The organism is Autumnicola aciditolerans (assembly GCF_041679265.1).
Taxonomy (GTDB): Bacteria; Bacteroidota; Bacteroidia; order Flavobacteriales; family Flavobacteriaceae; genus Autumnicola.
Map to the genome: position 1 here is coordinate 212,767 of NZ_JBGFSM010000001.1, position 18,601 is coordinate 231,367.

An 18,601-nucleotide genomic window follows, 5' to 3' on the forward strand; every position below is an offset into this window, starting at 1 on the left:
GTTTTAGGAAAAGAATTAAAAAAGGCTTCACATTTCTGTGAAGCCTTGATTTTGCTAGTAGCGGGAACTGGACTCGAACCAGTGACCTTCGGGTTATGAGCCCGACGAGCTACCTACTGCTCTATCCCGCGATATTGGATGGCAAATATACAACAGAATTTAACTCTGCAAAAACTTTTTTCTGAAAAATTATTGAGAAATCCAGCTTAAAGCTGTAAGTCGTTCATTATTAGGGAAATTTTGTATTTCTGCTGCAACAAGGATATCTTTAAAAGACATTGCCCCTTTTAGCCATTTCAAATCACTTACAATAGCTATTTTGTGAAAGTCGCCACTGTGCCTTATATTAAAAAGTACATTTTTTAGAAAAGCCTTTGTAGAAATCTCCTTGCCTTTCCTGATTTCCAGAAAAAGGTTCACCTTTCCATATTTCTGCATTTTTTGCAGCACTTCCTGCTGCAAAGATTCTGCTATCTCCTCATCTACATTAGAATCTATGATAAAACCAATAACATTATCGGCTAAACTGAAGGTTTGAGGCATCACTTTGAGATTTGCCTTCTAATTTAATTATTTTTTAAGTACTAAAATGCTGGTAAGCAATTTATATTGGCATTTACTGCTCAATGGGCGCAGCCAGAAATTCAGTTAAAATGTCATTTTGAAATTTTACACTGAACTCTATGGGATTACAACAAATTTCGCAGTCTTCTATATAAGTCTGCTCCCTTACCGAAGGATCCAGCAATACAGAGATTTCTTCCCAGCAGTAAGGACATTGAAAAAAATGCTCATACATTTGCGTGGCTTTTAAAGTTCTACGTTCAACAGCTGGCCAGTTAGTTGTAAGAGTTGCAATTCAGCTAACTTTGCTTCGTATTTTGCCAGATTAAGGCTTGTACGGGCATTAAGCAAATTGATTTGAGCCTGGCGGAATTCAATTGAAGTAATTTGCCCAAGGCTGAATTCCTCCCGGGAACGGTTAAAATTATTGAGGTTGGTACTCACATTCTCTTCCTGAATTTTATAGATGAAAAGTTTATTTTCATATTCATTAAGAGCATTGCTGATATCGCGCTTTACTTCAAGTTTAATTTGTTCCCGAAGCAATTCCTGATTGGCGTAATCTATTTTAGCATTGCGCACCCGCACAATGGTTTGTCCTCCATCAAAAAGATTCCAGCTTAAACTTATGCCTGCCGAAAGCCCGTCTGTTGTGGTAGTAGAGCCTGGAAAAAAGGCGGTGGCTGCACTCCGGTTCTTATTCCAGCCATACGAGCCGGTAAGTCCCACCGCAGGCAAATAACCAGATTTGCTTATTTTAATATTATAGGCGCTTATTGCCATGTTCTTTTCAATTTGCAAAAGGCTTACGTTATTAGCCGCTGCACGATCCAGATAGGATTCCAGTTGTAACTTCGGAATAAATCCCACCGTGGTATCCACCTCAAATCCTATGGCTGTAATTTCCCTGTTCAGCAAAACATTTAAATCCCGCTTGGTATTGGATAGATCCTGCCGGGCCTGGAGGAGTACCACACTGTCATTATTAACATCTACCCTGGCATTAAGCACTGCCAGATTGTTGCTCTGCCCGTATTCAAACTGATAGGAAGCCCGTGTTTCCCTTTCTTTTGAAATTTCCAGGGTTTGCTGCAAAACTTCAATATTTTCTGTAAGCCGCGCTATTTCATAATATACGCTCATTAATTGAAGTACGGTGTTTTCTATTGTTTCCCGCGCATCCAGTTGTGAAAGGTCATACTGCTCCCGCAGGCTTTTATAGTTGTAGAACCTTCCCAACCCATCAAAAAGAACATAATCCAGGTTAACAGAAGCGCGGTATGCGTTATTTTCTACCCCGGTTTGTTCCAGGCTTTCTCCCTCTTCAGGCTCGGTTAGCCGGTTGTTAAGATCGTAAGTAGTGCCGGCAATCCCTGTAACCGATGGCAAATAACCTGAATTTAGAATACTCTGATTGTTTTCAGCTACTTCAACCCTGTTCTCTGCTATTCTGATGCCGTAATTTTCATTCAATGCCCTCCGGATCACTTCATCTTTGGTAAGTAAAGAATCCCTCTCCTGAGCCTTTAATCCACTTATAAAAACCGAAAGTAAAAGAAAAATACAGCTATTTATGATCTTCATGCTCCTCTTCTTCTTTTTGTTCTCTTATTGATCTTTCCACGTCTTCAGCCCTTACTCTTTCTCCTGTTCGCAGCCATATCCCGCCTACTTTTATCTGGTTGCTAACAGAGAGCAACAATGGCAATAAAAGCAGGGTTAACACGGTAGCGATAGCTATTCCGTAGGAAATTGAAATTGCCATGGGCTTAAGGAACTGTGCCTGCCGGCTACCTTCAAATAATAAAGGTGCAAGGCCGGCTACCGTAGTGAGTGAGGTAAGGAATATCGCCCTGAACCTTGATCTTCCTGCTTCGTAAAGTGCTTCCTTAAACGGAATTCCTTCCCGCATAAAACCATTGAATTTTCCAATAAGCACCAGCCCATCGTTTACCATAATCCCCACCAATGCTATTATTCCTAAAGCCGAAAGTACATTAATAGGAAAACCGTGGATCCAATGCCCCCATGCCACACCAATCACGCTTAAAGGGATCATAAGCATTAACAGGAAAGGCTGACTGTAACTCCTGAAGGTAAAAGCTATTGTTGCATAAATGAGAAAAAGGATTATTGGCAGTACTAAGGCTGCAGATTCTGTGAGTTTATCTGCTTCCCTGTTTTGCCCTTCATAAGAAACGGTTAAGCTTGGATATTTAGACAGGATTGGAGGCATTACATTTTCCCTGATATCTGCGAGAATATCGGTAGAGCTGCCATTTGGATCTTCCATATCTGCACTAACCCTTATTTCGCGAAGGCCATCGAGGTGGCTTATAGATTCAGTACCGCGAACAATATCATAATTGGCGATCTCATCAAAAGGAACCCTTTCCCCGGAAGGGGTAAGAATGCGCATATCGTCCAGATCATTAATGGAGGACCTGTTGGCAAGATCATACCTTACCCAAACCCTAATTTCATCCTGCCCCCGCTGAAAACGCTGCGCCTGCGCCCCAAAAAAGCCATTTCTTATTTGCCGCATCACCTCGCTAAGGTCCAATCCCAAGGCATAGGCATTTTCCTTAAGTTTTACGTTTATTTCCTTAATCCCTTTAGGATCATTGTCATTTACATCTTTAAGCAGAGGATTATTTTCAAAATTTTCCTTAAGCTCTTCTTTGGCTGCCTCTAATTCTTCCAGGTTATTACCCAGTAAAGAAACAGAAACCGGCGCGCCCCCAAAATTCCCGCCAGAACCAAAGGTGAGGGTCTCCACTCCATACACCGGCCCAACTTCTTCCCGTATGGCGTTGGTAATTTCGGGAGAACCAAAATCCCTTTCTTCGCCCGGCAATAGATTTACCTGCAAAGAAGCCTTATTATTCCCTGGGCCAACCCGTTTTATTATATTTTCAACCACATCCTTATCGCCGCTTTGCCTGGCAGAATAATCCTCATTAACCCGCCATGCGGCATCTTCTACCATAGAAATAATGGAATCTGTACGGGCGGGATTCACCCCTTCAGGCATAAGAAGATCAATGCTCACACGGTCACTGGCAATACTTGGAAACAACGTGATTCTAATCCAGCCCCCGCCAATGGCGCCAATGGTAAGAATAAAAACTGCTAACAGTATGGCCAGGGATAGGATTTGCTGCCTTAGCACAAAAGACAGCAGCGGGCTGTAAACTTTATCCCTTAAATATTGCATAAGGCGGTCTCCGGTCCTGTTTACCACCTTCATTTTTTCAAAAATTCTTCCGAAGAAATTTTTCTTTCTGCTCACTCGATTCCGCTTCAGCGCTTTGGAATGGGCAATATGGGCAGGCAATATAATAAGAGCTTCAAAAAGAGAAATTACCAGGGTAAGGATTACTACTGTGGAAACTTCAGCAAAAAATTCTCCAATACGGCTATCCAGGAACATAAAGGTAGAAAACGCCAAAACCGTGGTTATTATTGCTGAAAGGATTGGAGGCAGAACCTCCATAGTGCCATCCAGTGCGGCTTTTATAGGAGATTTTCCCTTCTCATATTCCTGATAAATATTTTCAGCAATCACAATCCCGTCATCCACAAGGATACCGATAACGATAATCATCCCGAAAAGCGAAAGCACGTTAATAGTCACGCCAAGGGAACCGGCAAAAATGAACATTCCCAGAAAAGCCACGGGCAAACCAAAAGCCACCCAAAAAGCAAGCCTGGTATTCAGAAAAACAGAAAGAAAAAAGAGTACCAGCAGCATTCCCATAATCCCATTTTCCAATAACAATTGGGTTCTCTGCCCAAGGGTAATGGAAGAATCGCTTACCACGTCCAGTTGCACGTTGCTATTCTTTTGATTGAATTCCTCAATGTATTCATTCACCTGCTCTGCTGTGGAAAGTAGATCTTCATTATTAGTATTGCTAATGTCTACATTTACGGCAACATTCCCGTTAAAGTAAGAGGCATTGGGAGTTTCTGAAAATTGATCCCGAATAGTGGCAATATCACCCAGCCTGGTAATTTGCCCGTTTTGGGAAGATCGCAGGACCAAATCATTAAGGGCATCGGCATAGTAGGCGCGGCTGTTGGCACGTATAAGGTAATCTTCAGCATTGGTTTTTATGGTCCCACCGGTAGATAGAATATTTGCGCTGGCTACCGTTCTTGCTACTTCTTCAAAAGTAAGATTATAGGCTAAAAGATCATTTTGGCTAACGGCAATTTCTATCTCTTCCTCAGGAAAGCCTCCAATGGAGATCTGGGAAATCCCGTCCATACGCCGCAGGTCGTTCTCTATTTGTTCACTAATGCGTTTTAAGGTGACCAGCGGAACATCTTCCCCGCTTATGGCAAAACTTATAGTGGGCCTGATTCTTTCTTCTTTGGCTACCACCAGTGGCTCCATTCCCCCGGGAAAGTTAGGTACGCGGTCTACGGCGTTCTTCACCTCGCTAAGCATCACATCAATATTCTCGTCCTGCTCAATTTCAACGGTTATGGAACCCCTACTTTCGCGGGCAGTAGAAGTAACCCGGTCTATCCCGTCCAGGCCTTTTAAATTATCTTCAATTTTAAGGATAATCCCTTCCTCTATTTCTTCAGGGGCAGAGCCTGGATAATTGATATTAATATTGATAATCCTGGAATCCTGTAGCGGAAAAAAGGAGGACTTCATATTAAGGACCCCAATAATTCCGAAGATAAGGAAGGCAAAGATCACGATGTTTACCGCAACCTCATATTTAATAAAATAACTAATTACTTTTCTCAAGGCTTTTGCTTTTTGCCGGGATTAATCTTCCTGGATATTCACCAGCATTCCGGCATAAGCTCCAGGGACAGATGACGAAAGAATTTTAGTACCGTTTTGCAGGCCTTTTACCACTACGGTATTGCTGGTAAAATAAACCGGGTTCACATCTACCAGATCCAGCACGCTATCTTTTACCACAAAAAGTTTAGACCTGTCCACCAGCAACTCTCTTGGAACTTCAATAGCGTTTTCTTCATCCTTGGCGGCTAACCTTGCCTCCAGGTACATGCCCTCACTTATTTCTTCATCATCCACCCTTATAAAAACCTGGATCGTTTGTGTTTCCTGATCTATCCTGCTGTTGATACGGCTCACGGTGCCTTCAAAACCTTTTGTCCCGTCCAGATTGCTAAGTGCTACTTTTTCTCCCTGCTGAAGTAAATCACTAAACTTTTTAGCGATTGCCACTTCCAGTTCGTATACTGAAGGGTCTATAAATTCTCCCAGTTTTTGCCCCTGCCTTATAAGCGTTCCCCTGTTCACAAGAGCCTCGGTAAGCACTCCGTTAAAAGGAGCTACAAGAGTATATTTTCTAAGCCGTTCTTCCAGGTTTTTTACTGCATAATAGGAAGAGATGATGCCACGGCCGGTGATAAAATATTTTTCTTTATCTGAATCTATTTCAGGAAGCGGCGGTACCGTTTTAAGGATATCAAAATTGTTCAGGTAATTTTGCCATTTTTCGAAGACTTCAGGATAATCCATCCTAAGATCGGGCATTATGGAAGTGATACTATTGTAAAGTTCACTTTTAGCAGACTGCACGCTGGCCTTATACTCATCTGCGTTAATATTTAGAAGCACCTGCCCTTTTTTATATTTTTGTCCTGGCCTGAACTCCTTGCTGCTGTTCAGGAATATACCCTGCACTTCAGAATATAGTTCCAGCCTTCGCAAGGCAGTTACATTTCCATTGGCAGGAATCACGATGGGAACTTTCCTGTTTTGAACGGTGTCTACAAAAACATTTTTTACAACTTTTGAGACGGGTGGGGTTTCTTTAACGTTGCTGTCTATAATTGCCTTAGCGCCAAAAACAGAGAGCACCACCAGGATTACCCCAAGAACGGAGAGAATAATTTTTCGTTTTTCCATAATTTCATAACTAGGACTAATAAAAACCAAATAGGTTTAAAAAAGGCCAAAAATAATACTAGCTTAATTTATCCAGTTCCTTTTGAATCTGTTCCCATTCTTTCATGAATTTATCAAGCTCCATTTTCTTGTGGTTGTATTTATCGAGAAAATCTGGCCGGGAGATAGTTTCTTCATAATTGGAAGCCAGCGCCACGTCTTTTTCTTTTAATTCTTTTTCTAGCCTGGTAATCTTTGCTTCCGCTTTACTCAACCTGTTGTTAAGGGATTTTAATCTCTTCTGATCTTCATAAGATTGCCTGGTGGTAGTATCTGCTTTATCTACTGTAACGGCTTTTTGCTTTTCGCGCTTCTCCACCGCCCGCATGTCTTCAAATTGCCGTTGCTCCAGGTAATAATCTATATCTCCAAGATATTCCTTTATCTTACGGTTTTTAAATTCATATACTCTTGAGGTTAATCCCTGCAGGAAGTCCCTGTCGTGAGAAACCAGGATAAGCGTTCCTTCAAACTTCTTTAGAGCCTCTTTAAGAACGTTCTTTGATTTGATATCGAGGTGATTGGTAGGCTCATCCATTACCAGCACATTAAAAGGCTGCAACATTAATTTACAAAGGGCCAGCCTGTTGCGCTCCCCTCCGGATAATACTTTTACTTTTTTATCTACCTCGTCCCCGCGGAATAAAAATGATCCCAGCATATCCCTTACCTTACTTCTGTTTTTCTCATTAGCCGAATCTATCATGATATCATGAACGGTTTTTTCTCCATCCAGATAATCGGCCTGATTTTGCGCGAAGTACCCTAGTTGAACGTTATGGCCCAGCTTTAGTTCACCGGAATGAGGAATTTCATCTATAATAATTTTAGCCAGCGTGGTTTTACCCTGCCCGTTTTGCCCAACAAAGGCAATTTTACTTCCTCTTTCTATAAGAAGGTTGATGTCTTCCAGGATCTTTTTCTCCCCGTACGATTTCCCCACATGCTCCGCTTCAACCACCACCTTCCCCGGTTGTATGGATACGGGAAAAGAAATATTCATAACCGCATTGTCATCTTCATCTACTTCTATGCGGTTTATCTTATCCAGTTTTTTAATTAAAGACTGTGCCATGGAAGCTTTGGAAGCTTTTGCACGAAACTTATCAATAAGCTTTTCGGTTTGCTCTATTTCCTTCTGCTGATTCTTTTGCGCGGCCAGTTGCTGATCTCTGAGCTCACCCCTTAATTCCATAAATTCGGAATAAGGTTTTTTAAAATCGTAGATTTTCCCAAGGCTTATTTCTATGGTACGGTTAGTTACATTATCCAGGAACATTTTATCGTGCGAAACAAGAATTACACACCCGGGATAATTGTTAAGAAATGCTTCCAGCCAGATGATACTTTCTATATCCAGGTGGTTGGTTGGCTCATCCAGAAGCAGGATATCATTGCTTTGAAGTAAAAGTTTAGCCAGTTCTATCCTCATTCTCCAGCCGCCGGAAAAAGTATCGGTGAGTTTATTAAAATCTTCCCTTTGAAATCCAAGGCCCAGCAATACCTTTTCGGTTTCTCCTTCATAATTATACCCGCCAATAATTTCGTATTGATGAGTTTTTTCGCTCAAATCCTGGATAAGCTGGGTATAACTTTCACTTTCATAATCTGTACGTGTGGCAAGCTGCTCATTAATATGGTCAATTTGCTTCTCCATACTTTTGATTTCCTCAAAAGCCTGCTGCGCTTCCTGAATAACCGTGCGGCCTTTTACAAAATCTATATCCTGCTTTAGAAAACCTATTTTAAGCTCTTTGTCTTTGGCAATACTCCCTGTATCGTACTCCTGCTCTCCGGAAATAATGCGCAGCATGGTGGATTTTCCGGCGCCGTTTTTCCCAATAAGGCCCACGCGGTCTCCTGCCCCCAACCTGAAGGTTATTTCTTCAAAAAGGTATTCCCCATTAAACGAAACGGAAAGATTATGAATGTTAAGCATGAAATCTGATTAAATTTTTGCAAAGATGCTTAAATTTGTCATGCAAAAAAAATCATACAGGGGCTCTAAAAAGCCTTTTCTCAATAACCTATACAGCCGGGCTATATTTTTTAACTTCCTGACTCTGCATTAAAACCACCAAATGAAATTCTTAAAAGGGACAAAACTATACAGCATCCTCACAGGCACCTGCCCTGTATGCCAGCAAGAAAGCATGTATAAAGAAAGTAACCCTTACAAGCTGGGAAGGATTTTTGAGATGCATGAACGCTGCTCCCATTGCGGCACCAAGTACAAAATAGAACCTTCCTTTTTTTATGGTGCCATGTATGTGAGTTATGCGGTGGGAGTGGCGTTCTCTGTGGCTGCGTTCATCATTTCCTATGTTTTTCTAAATTCCACCCCGCTCACTTCTTTTTTTGCCATTGTAGGAACCCTGGTAGTTTTTATGCCGGTAATTACAAGATTATCCAGAAATATCTGGATAAACTTTTTCTTCAGCTACAAGAAAGACGCCGGAAAATCTTAGGTTTTGCGGTAATGCTTTTTGGTGAAGCGTTGCAGGTTCATTTCAGGAGAAATTTCAGCATTTCTCTCAATAAAATCAATTAATTCCCGGGAAGCCATTGGGGCAATAAGCACTCCGCGGCTTCCAAACCCGTTGCAGCAGTACATATTAGGAATTTCGGGATGGGCGCCAATAACAGGCCTCCTGTCTGCCGTGGCTGGTCTTATTCCCGCCACCTGGCCTACAACTTCATACTTACAGGATATCAATTTTTCTGTTTCTGTTACCAGTTTTTCCCTTGCTTCTTTTGTGGGAGACGTGGTTTTATCCCGATGATCATAAGTTGCGCCCACTTTGTACAGGTCATTCCCCAGCGGCATAATGAAAACTGAAGATTTTACCGCTTTATCCAGCTGAAGGTCTTTGGCCCTGATGATAATATATTCTCCTTTATTTCCTCTAAGCGGAAGATAGCTGAAAAAGGGATTTTTAATCATCCCGAAGCCTTCACAGAAAATTATCCGTTTCGCTTTCTTGCCTTTATAGCTAACAAAACCGGCTGCTGTTTCCAACTGGTCATAATCAAATCTTTCAGCTATTAATAAATTCTTAGTTTGAAGGTCCTGGCGGTAGTGCTCCAGCAGGGCCTTAGTATCAATATTTCCGGTATGTCGCACTTTTCCGAAGGAAAATTCAGAAGAAATATTGCCGTTAATTTCCTTCTCAAGTTTAGCATCAAGAAATCCAGAAAGCCGCGGCTTATCGGCAGCATCAAACCAGTTATTTTGCTCTTCTGCAGAGTGGAACCGGCGATAGATGTTCCAAAAATGAACAAATTTCTTGTTATACTTCTTCTCTAAGCGTTGATAAAACGGAATAGCTTCATTTATCTGCTCATCTGCTTTCCAGGCGAGGGTAAACCGCTTTAAAATTACAGGATTAAAAATACCCCCGGCCACCCGGGAAGCGCTTTGGGAATGATCTTCATATACCTCAAAAGATTTTCCCTCCTCTTCCAGCCTTGCTGTGACGGTGAGCCCGCTTAAACCTAAACCAACAACGAGATAATCCAGCATAGCAACGGAATTTAAAATTTTATTAATGTAAACATATTATAATAAAAAAGCGCCTTCCGAAGAAGACGCTTGTAATTTTTGAAACTTTTGAAATTAATAGTTCCACATATCCTGTTCAAAATTGCGGATTTGTTCTTTTATACGCTCAGATTCCAACAACTGCATAAAGGCGTTTTCAGGAATGTATTCCTCCACTTCGCGGTCTCCCTGCACGTTTTCCTCCTTATAGATCACCCCGTTAAACCGGCGGGCATTCAGTAAATGGTCAAAAGACAAACTCATTGCAGTGTTTGCACCGTTAAATGCCTTGGCATCATGCAGCACTTCCCTTGCATCCGGATAAAATACCCAAAATAGCTCTACCAGGTCGGTTTGCCCGGAGTCAATAAAGTTAACATCTGGAGCCACAGGGGCAATCCCTAACAGCCTATACCTCAATTCTCCCTGCACCTTATCAAAATACCAGATTCCGCGAATATGATATTCAGCAATATCTGCCGAACCAAGGTCCCGGCGATCAATAAATTGGGGATCTACTTCTTCCCCGGCATTATACTGCTCGATACCAAGATCTGTAGTGTCAATTTTAGAAAGGGTGGCTTCTATATCTTTTAAGGTACGTTTTTCATTAAAATAGGAATCGGCATAAATATTCTTAATATCACCCTGTTTCACGGCTTTTACAAGAACATCGTATAAGGATCTCCTGTTGTTTCCTATATTATTGGTATCAATAGGATAGTAAAACGGGAAATTTACCCTTTCATCAAGATCTATAATCTCCCAGGTATTTTTAGACCAAAGAATATCACGGTCTCCAACATACCCATATTCCAATGGCTTATCATTCCTCTCCACCAATTTTTGCGCTTCACTTAACTTCCCGATTTCTTCAGGGCTATCGGCATTTAAAATATTTGCCTGCCCGTAAGAAGACGCGCCAAGAACAATTGTGAAACTAAAAACCAAAAATCTTCTCCAGCTCATTGTTTAATTATTTTTAATTAGTAAGCTCAATAAACACAGGAGCCACCTGTTTAAGTTTATAACCTGAATTGCCTGCCAACTGGGCCTCAATATCAAATATCTGAACAGATTCTCCTCTACCGGCTCTTCGTAGAGCAGACTTTGCCCTGTCATCCAATCGGCTACCATTGATCCTGATGGTTGGCTGTCCCGGTACTTTAAAGCTAAAGCCGGTAACATTTAAATTAAGGTCAAAATCAAAATCGGGTAAATTTGCTCCCACAGTGGCAATTTCAAGACTGTTACGCTGCATCTGTACAGAGCCGTCTTCGCCACGGATAGTACCAACAGGTCTTGGAATATCTTTTACCCTGAAGGTTTTACTGTCTGACACTTTTTCTCCCCCTGGCAATGTACCACTAACATTAATGGTTACTTCCCTGGCCTGCAGGGTGGTTACATCCATCACATAATTTCCTGTACCACTGGTAGATCTCAATCCGGGCGCATTAGCGGTGACATTAGATACCCCAGGAATGGAAATAGTCATGGGGTTCTGAACTCCACGATAAACCACATTCATTTTATCTGCTGAAATCACCGCAGAATTAGGTTTTGGAATTACCGCATAAGAACTTGAAACAGGAATTCTAACCAAAGAGTCTCCTTCCTGGAACTGAAGTTCCCCGGTGATTTCCTTTTCACCCACATTTCCAGCCGGAAAATCAAGCATTACCTGCCCGGCCTCGGTACTTTCGACTTCGTTTCCGTTAATAATAACGTTCTCAAACTGTAAAGTATTGTCTACTCTTCCAAGAACAACCCTTCCGGTAAAATTTTCACCACTAAAGAAAGCAGTTTTATCTGGTATTACAATAGCCTGATAATTGGTAAGGGAAACTTCACTTTCCAGTTGCCCTGATAGCATGGAAGAAAGAATTTCACTTTCGGTACTTTTGATATCAGCCTGCATCTGGGTTAATTTTGTAATAGATGCAATAAGCGGGAATCCCTGATAATGATACTCCAACCAGGGCATTTTCACATTTTCCCTGGTGGTCACCTCACCGGTAGAAAACTCCTGCTGAACATTTACCTTACTGGCAATTTGCGGATACTCTCCCTGCAGAATGTCTGAAACACCCTGACGATAAGTCTCAATTTGATTAAGGAATTCTTTTCCTTTAGGAGAAATTACACCACTTTGAAAGAACATCTCATCCATGGTGTTGGATTTATCCATAGTTTCATAATCTGTAGCATCATCTACAGAACTCTTTAGTTCAGATTTAAGGTTCTCTATATAAGAATTAAGATTACTGGACAATTCATCTATTCTCTCTGCATCCTGTTTAATAGAGGTATATTTAGCGGGCTGCTCTTCCACCTTTGTGGCCAGACCTGCCATTAAAGCTTCATTACGCTGTTCGTAGGAAGCCTGCGTTACATTTAACTTTTCATTCATTAATCCAAAAGCGGTCAATACCTCTTTTGACATATTCAAGGCCATCATCGCGATGAAAACCAGATACATCAGGTTTATCATCTTCTGCCTTGGTGATTGTTTTCCAGACGCCATTATAAAGTAGTTTGTTTAGTGTAAAGATTTGGTTTTAAGCTCCTTATTACTGGCTTATACTCTGGCAGGATTTCCATGCATAGCTGTTAACATTCCACCGTAAACGTTGTTTAGGGAAGAAAGGTTATGGGTTAAAGAATCCATTTCTTCTTTTAACCTGCCGGCATTTTCAGCCACTGCCTCATTAATTTCTGCCTGGCGTGCAGCAGATTCCACCTGTGCTTTGTAAATATTATTAAGCGTTTCCATTTGTGAAGCCGCAACACCCAGTTCTTCACTGTATTTCTTTTGGGAAGCCATTGCGTCTACTGTTGGGGCAATGCCTTTGGCTGCACCTTCAAAATTTCGAATGCTTTCTCCCAGGCTACTCATAAGATTAGCGTCTATTTTTGCTTCTTTCAGCATATTGTCAAGTTTTTTAGACAGCTGCCCTTCTGCTTCCTTTTCCTCTTCTATAACTGTTGCGGTACGCCTGTTGGAAGCAGGCCCACCTGCCAGTTCAGGATAAACCAGAGACCAGTCCAGCTCATCATCTACCGGTTCAAAAGCAGAGAAAGCGAATACAAAAGCCTCTACCACAAGACCTGCAATAAGCATGGGATTAGCGAACGGCCAGTGCATAATTTTAAAAAGCGCACCTAATATTACCACAGATGCACCTAAACCGTACACCATGTTTGTTATCTTTTTTGTAGATCTTGATTTTGCCATAATTTAATAAAGGATTAGATTCTAGAAATAGGTTTTTATTGTTTGAGTAAATTTAAGGTTCTTATCTATTGGACTGGTTAAGGGTAACGTCTGTCCCTAAATAATCCTGCACCGTCCTGAAACCAATATAGCTTCTTGCAGAATCTGCATATTCATAATCTCTGGAACTCACCTGAAGGAAGTAAGCCACATCTTTCCAGGAACCGCCTCGTACCACTTTTCGCATATCGTCCGGATTGTTCACGGTGGGGTTCATGGTAGACATATATTCATAAGAAATAGGATCGTAGGAAGAAAACACCCACTCTGCCACGTTCCCGGCCATATTATATAATCCATAATCGTTTGGCTCGTAGGATTTGGCTTCTACGGTATAGAGAGCCTGGTCTGCAGCATAATCCCCGCGCAGCGGCTTGAAGTTAGCCATAAAACATCCGCGGTCATTTTTTGCGTAAGGACCGCCCCATGGATAGGTAGCCCCTTCCAGGCCACCACGGGCGGCATATTCCCACTCCGCTTCTGTTGGAAGCCGGTAAGTTGGAACATTTTCAAGATCTTTTCCCTTGCGGAACTGGTTGTGGTACATGGTACGCCATTGCGCGAAAGCACAGGCCTGTTTCCAGGAAACCCCAACCACGGGATAATCATCAAAAGCACTATGCCAGAAATAATCGTTATGCATAGGCTCATTATAGGAGTAATTAAAATCTTTGATCCAAACGGTGGTATCTGGATAAACTGAAATTTCTTCAGTTTTAATGAAGTTACTGCGGTCTTCCTTAGAACGGGCCGCAGCCTGAATGTCCATCCAGGAATATTTAAATTTCAGCTTCTTAACGTCTATAGTACGTTGCCCGTTATACACTTCATCCAAAGGAATGTACATAGAATCCATTACTTCAGCATAATAAACATCGGGGTAATCTTCTGTTTCAGTATAAAGCTCCACGTCTTTATTAAGCTTCCTGTTTTCGTAGGTATCGCTTGGGCCTCCTTCTCCATATGCATTAAGCATATATTCTTCATAAGGAGTCATATTTTCGGGATCTGCATCTGCAAACGCAAATTCCCCAATGCCACCGTCACCCGGCACGGCACCTTCCATTTCTGCCATTATCGCAAGACGCACCCTTATAATAGAGTCCTTCACATAGTTAACAAATTGCCTGTATTCAGCATTGGTAATCTCAGTTTCATCCATATAAAAAGAGCGAACCGTCACTGTTTTTGGCGGAGCATTCCTTTGGTCAGCAATATCATCATCAGATTTTCCCATGATAAATGCCCCTCCCGGAATTAATGTCATACCATAAGGCTTCTCCGGATTCCACTTTTTTCCTCTCGCACCTACCAACTGTCCCCGGTCACTACGACCACAGCCTGCAAGCAAGGCCAGAACAGCAATTAGCGAAATAAACTTCTTCATAATTTCTCCTAGGTTAAGACATTCAATTTACGGCGGTAAACCTATCTAAATATTTTATAAAAAACAATATTTTCGATAAAAATACAGTAAATCAAATTATTGTCTGAAAATTTTTTAAACTTCGTTTTTTCTCTTGGCTTTATACCATCTTTCGGGAATTACCTGATTGCAAGCTTCCAGGTAATCTTCTTCGCTGCAAGGTAATAACGTATGTCTTTTTAATTTAGTATTCACATTTGCAAGAAATGGAATTTCTATCCACCAGCGTCCGCTTAAAGGGCTTTTAAAGAAAACAAGAATATCCTCATCTACAGGAACCTGGTATTTTATAAATTCCTGTTTTGCCGAAATAGTATTCTCATTAGACCTGTAATTTATACCTTCTATAAAATACCACATGATCTGCGCAACGAGCATATTTCCTAAGGATCCGTACCTGGAATCATATTCATAAATCCCAAAAGATGATACTTTATCACTTATTCCCGCATACCTTGCCAGGGAGCAAATCTCTTTCCCGTCAAAGCCATTGGGGGAATCATGAAGCCCGTGCCCCATCGCGGTGGCACTGGTTGCTCCAAGATCCATGCCAACTAAATTAGCATCTCGCATAACCGGCTCAATAAGCGCAATATCCGCACTTATTTCTCCTAACCTGTAGGCGTCAAAAAAGAGACGTTCCATCAATTCAATTTCATTTTGAGAATTAAAATAGGTTTGATAGCCAAGGTTGGAATAATTAAATAAATTGTATGGTTTATTTATTACGATTTTTCCTACGTACGACTCATTAGAAATCGGATTATCGGCATCGCCTAAGTCAAATTTACGGTCAATATTGACTAAATTAACCATTTGGTCGAGGGTATCGTAAGCACGATATTGGGCATAAATAAGATCCTGGCTTCCTCCCAGTAATAATGGGATAACATCTTTTTTTACCAGTTGAGCAACAATACTTTGCACTGCGAAGTAGGTATCTTCTACCTCTGCGCCTTTTTCTATATCTCCCAAATCCGCAAAATTAATATGCCAGTTCCCTGGAAACAACTTATAGAAAGCAGATCTTACCTTATAAAAATGAAGCGCTTCATCCCTGTTGGAAGATCGCCGGTTTTCCTTAATTCCTATAATTGCAACCTGAACATTATCCAGTTCGGGAAGGCCGGTTTCTGCGGTATGTATTTTTATATTGGCACCGATAGATTGTCTATCCAAATTTGAAATCTCATCCAGTAAATCTTCATGCACCGGACTCAAAAAATCAAAATCCATAGGCTGTTATTTCTTTTTCGTGGTTTTCTTTTTAGCTGCGGTCTTCTTCTTTGCCGATGCCTTTTTCTTTGCCGGTTTTTTCTTTTTGGTATTCTTTTCAAGAATATCCTTAACCTCTTCTAAAGTAAGTTTCCCTGCATCTACTGTTTTTGGCAGCTCCACCTTGGTTTTGCCCTTTATTACATTAGATCTGCCCCACCTTGCTTTTTCTACACGAATCCCTTCCTCTTCCCAATTGTGGATTACCTTCTCCCGCTCTTTTCTTTTCTTATCCTCGATAAGCGTTTCTATATCTTCTGCGGAAAGATTGTCAAAATCGTACTTTTTATTAACGTTTATGAAGATGTTGTTCCATTTTAGATAAGGGCCAAACCTGCCAACCCCTTTTTGCACCGGGAGCCCTTCATACTCATAAATAGGGGCATCAGCCTTTTCTTTCTCTTTAATAAGCTCCATTGCCCGATCAAAATCTACATTTAGAGGGTCTTCTCCTTTTTCAAGTGAGACGAATTTTTTTCCAAATCTTACGTACGGGCCATAGCGCCCGTTATTTACTTCAACATTATCTCCTTTATATTCTCCTAATTTCTTCGGAAGCTGAAAAAGATCCATCGCCTCTTCATAGGTAATGGAATCCAGCGTCTGGTCCGGACTAAGGCTTGCAAATTTGGGTTTTTCGTCGTCTTCTACTGATCCAATCTGGACCATAGGCCCAAATTTACCCAATCTTACACTTACCGGTTTGCCCGTTTCGGGATCTTCCCCAAGGATGCGTTCCCCTACTTCCCTGTCGGCGTTTTTGGCCACGTCCTGCACATGCGGATGAAAATCTTTGTAGAAGTCTTTCATCATGTGCGTCCATTCCTCGTTCCCATCGGCAATATCATCAAAATTCTGCTCTACTTTCGCGGTAAAGTTATAATCAAGAATATTAGAAAAGTGATTGACTAAAAAATCGTTAACCACCATTCCTGTAGCGGTTGGCACGAGTTTTCCTTTGTCACTCCCAACGGTTTCGGTTAAGGTTTTCTCTGAAACCTTATTTTTCTCCAGCATAAGCTGGGCGTAATTTCTTTCAGTACCGTCTACAGAACCCTTTTCAATATATTTCCTGTTTTGAATTGTGGAAATTGTTGGGGCATAGGTAGACGGCCTTCCTATCCCCAGTTCTTCAAGCTTTTTAACCAAAGAAGCTTCTGTATACCTATACGGAGGCCGTGTAAATCTTTCGGTGGCAGAAATGAATAAATTCTGAAGGGCTTCATTTTCTTTTAATGCGGGCAACATTCCACTTTGCTCTTCATCTTCCTCATCAGATCCTTCCAGATAAACTTTCAAGAATCCGTCAAATTTCAGAACTTCTCCGTTAGCGGTAAAATGTTTATCATGCTTATCGGCTTCAATTTTAACATTGGTGCGCTCCAATTGCGCTTCGCTCATTTGCGAAGCGATGGCACGTTTCCAGATAAGCTCATATAATCTTTGCTGATCCCTGTCTGCATTTACACTATGATTTTCAAAACTGGTAGGACGTATGGCCTCGTGTGCTTCCTGTGCTCCTTTACTTTTACCTTTAAACTGGCGCGCTTTGGCATATTTTTCCCCGTAGGCTTTAAGGATTTCCTGTTTAGCGCCTTTGCGGGCATCATCAGAAAGGTTCACACTATCGGTTCTCATATAAGTGATGTGCCCGGCCTCATAAAGCCGTTGGGCCATGGTCATGGTCTTACTTACTGAGAAATATAATTTCCTGGATGCCTCCTGTTGCAGGGTGGATGTTGTAAAAGGCGGTGCAGGCGATTTTTTTGCCGGTTTGGTAGAAAGTTCAGCTACCTTAAAATTAGCGCCTAAATTTTGTTCTAAAAATTTCTTCGCATCCTCTTTGGTTTCAAAATTCTTTGGAATTTTTGCCTTAAAAGTTTTTTCTTCTTCAGTGGCAAACTCAGCATCTATACGGTAAGAAGCTTCTGCAGTAAAATCCTGGATTTCGCGCTCCCGCTCCACGATTAACCTTACCGCCACGCTTTGCACTCTTCCGGCAGAAAGCCCTCCTTTTACTTTTCTCCATAAGACCGGGGACAATTCATATCCTACCAGCCGGTCTAACACCCGTCTCGCCTGTTGAGCGTTTACCAGGTTATAATCTATCCCACGCGGATTTTCAATCGCTTTTAAAATTGCAGATTTCGTGATCTCATGAAATACAATTCTTTTTGTCTTGGCTTTATCCAGCTTTAGCTCTTCTGCCAAGTGCCAGGCAATGGCTTCTCCCTCCCGGTCCTCATCACTCGCCAACCATACCATACCTGCATCTTTAGCAAGCCCTTTAAGCTTTTTAACCACATCCTTCTTGTCCCTTGAGACTATATATTTAGGAGTAAAATCCCCTTCGGTATCCACTCCAAGCTCCTTGGTTGGCAAATCTGCGATATGCCCAAAGCTGGAAGTGACCTTATAATCCTTTCCCAAAAACTTTTCTATAGTTTTGGCCTTAGCAGGAGACTCCACAATCACTAAATTCTTTGCCATAAATTTTATCTTTATCGGTACAAAAGTATATCAATTTTTTTTTAACCTGATAATTCTCTGGGATATTCCCTTTTTATTTCTTCC

General features: G+C 41.4%; 14 protein-coding genes and 1 tRNA gene. 1 reads left to right on the forward strand and 14 read right to left on the reverse strand.

Annotation, left to right across the window (positions count from 1 at the left end):
• Positions 1 to 58: 58 nt before the first annotated feature.
• The 7 genes from AB8M93_RS00965 to AB8M93_RS00995 form a co-directional block, all read right to left on the reverse strand.
• Positions 59 to 131: transfer RNA gene (locus AB8M93_RS00965), tRNA-Met, on the reverse strand.
• 58 nt (positions 132 to 189) lie between these two features.
• Positions 190 to 543 carry a SpoIIAA family protein gene (locus AB8M93_RS00970; RefSeq protein WP_373055696.1) on the reverse strand — a complete coding sequence of 118 codons (354 nt, stop codon included), beginning with the start codon at positions 541 to 543 and terminating at the stop codon, positions 190 to 192.
• Between the two features lie 73 nt (positions 544 to 616).
• Entirely contained in the window at positions 617 to 799 is a 183-nt protein-coding gene (locus AB8M93_RS00975; protein WP_373055697.1) for a CPXCG motif-containing cysteine-rich protein, read from the reverse strand.
• An 11-nt stretch (positions 800 to 810) separates the two neighbouring features.
• Positions 811 to 2,148, reverse strand: a complete 1,338-nt coding sequence (locus AB8M93_RS00980; RefSeq protein ID WP_373055698.1) for a TolC family protein — start codon at positions 2,146 to 2,148, stop codon at positions 811 to 813.
• Entirely contained in the window at positions 2,132 to 5,332 is a 3,201-nt protein-coding gene (locus tag AB8M93_RS00985; RefSeq protein WP_373055699.1) for an efflux RND transporter permease subunit, read from the reverse strand. Before AB8M93_RS00985 ends, AB8M93_RS00980 begins: the two co-directional genes overlap by 17 nt.
• A 21-nt stretch (positions 5,333 to 5,353) precedes the next feature.
• Positions 5,354 to 6,469 carry an efflux RND transporter periplasmic adaptor subunit gene (locus tag AB8M93_RS00990; RefSeq protein ID WP_373055700.1) on the reverse strand — a complete coding sequence of 372 codons (1,116 nt, stop codon included), beginning with the start codon at positions 6,467 to 6,469 and terminating at the stop codon, positions 5,354 to 5,356.
• A 58-nt stretch (positions 6,470 to 6,527) separates the two neighbouring features.
• Positions 6,528 to 8,447 (reverse strand): ABC-F family ATP-binding cassette domain-containing protein, encoded by a 1,920-nt coding sequence (locus AB8M93_RS00995; protein ID WP_373055702.1) that lies wholly within the window; start codon positions 8,445 to 8,447, stop codon positions 6,528 to 6,530.
• Positions 8,448 to 8,589: 142 nt separating this feature from the next.
• Between AB8M93_RS00995 and AB8M93_RS01000 the strand changes: the two genes are divergently transcribed.
• Positions 8,590 to 8,976: a DUF983 domain-containing protein gene (locus tag AB8M93_RS01000; protein ID WP_373055704.1), complete on the forward strand. Its 387-nt coding sequence runs from the start codon at positions 8,590 to 8,592 to the stop codon at positions 8,974 to 8,976.
• Here the strand turns inward: AB8M93_RS01000 and AB8M93_RS01005 are convergent.
• The 7 genes from AB8M93_RS01005 to topA all read right to left on the reverse strand — a co-directional run bounded on the left by AB8M93_RS01005 (position 8,973) and on the right by topA (position 18,517).
• Positions 8,973 to 10,031, reverse strand: coding sequence for an NAD(P)/FAD-dependent oxidoreductase (locus AB8M93_RS01005; RefSeq protein ID WP_373055705.1), 1,059 nt, complete (start codon positions 10,029 to 10,031; stop codon positions 8,973 to 8,975). The genes AB8M93_RS01000 and AB8M93_RS01005 overlap by 4 nt on opposite strands.
• A gap of 93 nt (positions 10,032 to 10,124) precedes the next feature.
• Entirely contained in the window at positions 10,125 to 11,018 is an 894-nt protein-coding gene (porN, locus tag AB8M93_RS01010) for a type IX secretion system ring subunit PorN/GldN (RefSeq protein WP_373055707.1), read from the reverse strand.
• A 13-nt stretch (positions 11,019 to 11,031) separates the two neighbouring features.
• Positions 11,032 to 12,576 (reverse strand): type IX secretion system motor protein PorM/GldM, encoded by a 1,545-nt coding sequence (porM, locus tag AB8M93_RS01015; protein ID WP_373055709.1) that lies wholly within the window; start codon positions 12,574 to 12,576, stop codon positions 11,032 to 11,034.
• Between the two features lie 54 nt (positions 12,577 to 12,630).
• A complete protein-coding gene (porL, locus tag AB8M93_RS01020) occupies positions 12,631 to 13,287 on the reverse strand; it encodes a type IX secretion system motor protein PorL/GldL (protein WP_373055711.1) in 657 nt (218 codons plus the stop codon).
• Between the two features lie 61 nt (positions 13,288 to 13,348).
• Positions 13,349 to 14,713: a T9SS ring complex lipoprotein PorK/GldK gene (gene porK, locus AB8M93_RS01025; protein ID WP_373055712.1), complete on the reverse strand. Its 1,365-nt coding sequence runs from the start codon at positions 14,711 to 14,713 to the stop codon at positions 13,349 to 13,351.
• A 114-nt stretch (positions 14,714 to 14,827) separates the two neighbouring features.
• Positions 14,828 to 15,988, reverse strand: coding sequence for a formimidoylglutamase (locus AB8M93_RS01030; protein WP_373055714.1), 1,161 nt, complete (start codon positions 15,986 to 15,988; stop codon positions 14,828 to 14,830).
• Positions 15,989 to 15,994: 6 nt separating this feature from the next.
• The gene (gene topA, locus AB8M93_RS01035; protein ID WP_373055716.1) at positions 15,995 to 18,517 is read right to left on the reverse strand and encodes a type I DNA topoisomerase; all 2,523 of its coding nucleotides are present in this window, start codon (positions 18,515 to 18,517) and stop codon (positions 15,995 to 15,997) included.
• Positions 18,518 to 18,601 lie beyond the last annotated feature (84 nt).

Excerpts from the sequence above, each read along its gene's own strand:
- AB8M93_RS00970 (WP_373055696.1), bottom strand. The coding sequence starts at position 543 with ATGCCTCAAACCTTCAGTTTAGCCGATAATGTTATTGGTTTTATCATA.
- AB8M93_RS00975 (WP_373055697.1), bottom strand. The coding sequence starts at position 799 with ATGTATGAGCATTTTTTTCAATGTCCTTACTGCTGGGAAGAAATCTCT.
- AB8M93_RS00980 (WP_373055698.1), bottom strand. The coding sequence starts at position 2,148 with ATGAAGATCATAAATAGCTGTATTTTTCTTTTACTTTCGGTTTTTATA.
- AB8M93_RS00990 (WP_373055700.1), bottom strand. The coding sequence starts at position 6,469 with ATGGAAAAACGAAAAATTATTCTCTCCGTTCTTGGGGTAATCCTGGTG.
- AB8M93_RS00995 (WP_373055702.1), bottom strand. The coding sequence starts at position 8,447 with ATGCTTAACATTCATAATCTTTCCGTTTCGTTTAATGGGGAATACCTT.
- AB8M93_RS01000 (WP_373055704.1), top strand. The coding sequence starts at position 8,590 with ATGAAATTCTTAAAAGGGACAAAACTATACAGCATCCTCACAGGCACC.
- AB8M93_RS01005 (WP_373055705.1), bottom strand. The coding sequence starts at position 10,031 with ATGCTGGATTATCTCGTTGTTGGTTTAGGTTTAAGCGGGCTCACCGTC.
- porN (WP_373055707.1), bottom strand. The coding sequence starts at position 11,018 with ATGAGCTGGAGAAGATTTTTGGTTTTTAGTTTCACAATTGTTCTTGGC.
- porM (WP_373055709.1), bottom strand. The coding sequence starts at position 12,576 with ATGGCGTCTGGAAAACAATCACCAAGGCAGAAGATGATAAACCTGATG.
- porL (WP_373055711.1), bottom strand. The coding sequence starts at position 13,287 with ATGGCAAAATCAAGATCTACAAAAAAGATAACAAACATGGTGTACGGT.
- porK (WP_373055712.1), bottom strand. The coding sequence starts at position 14,713 with ATGAAGAAGTTTATTTCGCTAATTGCTGTTCTGGCCTTGCTTGCAGGC.
- AB8M93_RS01030 (WP_373055714.1), bottom strand. The coding sequence starts at position 15,988 with ATGGATTTTGATTTTTTGAGTCCGGTGCATGAAGATTTACTGGATGAG.
- topA (WP_373055716.1), bottom strand. The coding sequence starts at position 18,517 with ATGGCAAAGAATTTAGTGATTGTGGAGTCTCCTGCTAAGGCCAAAACT.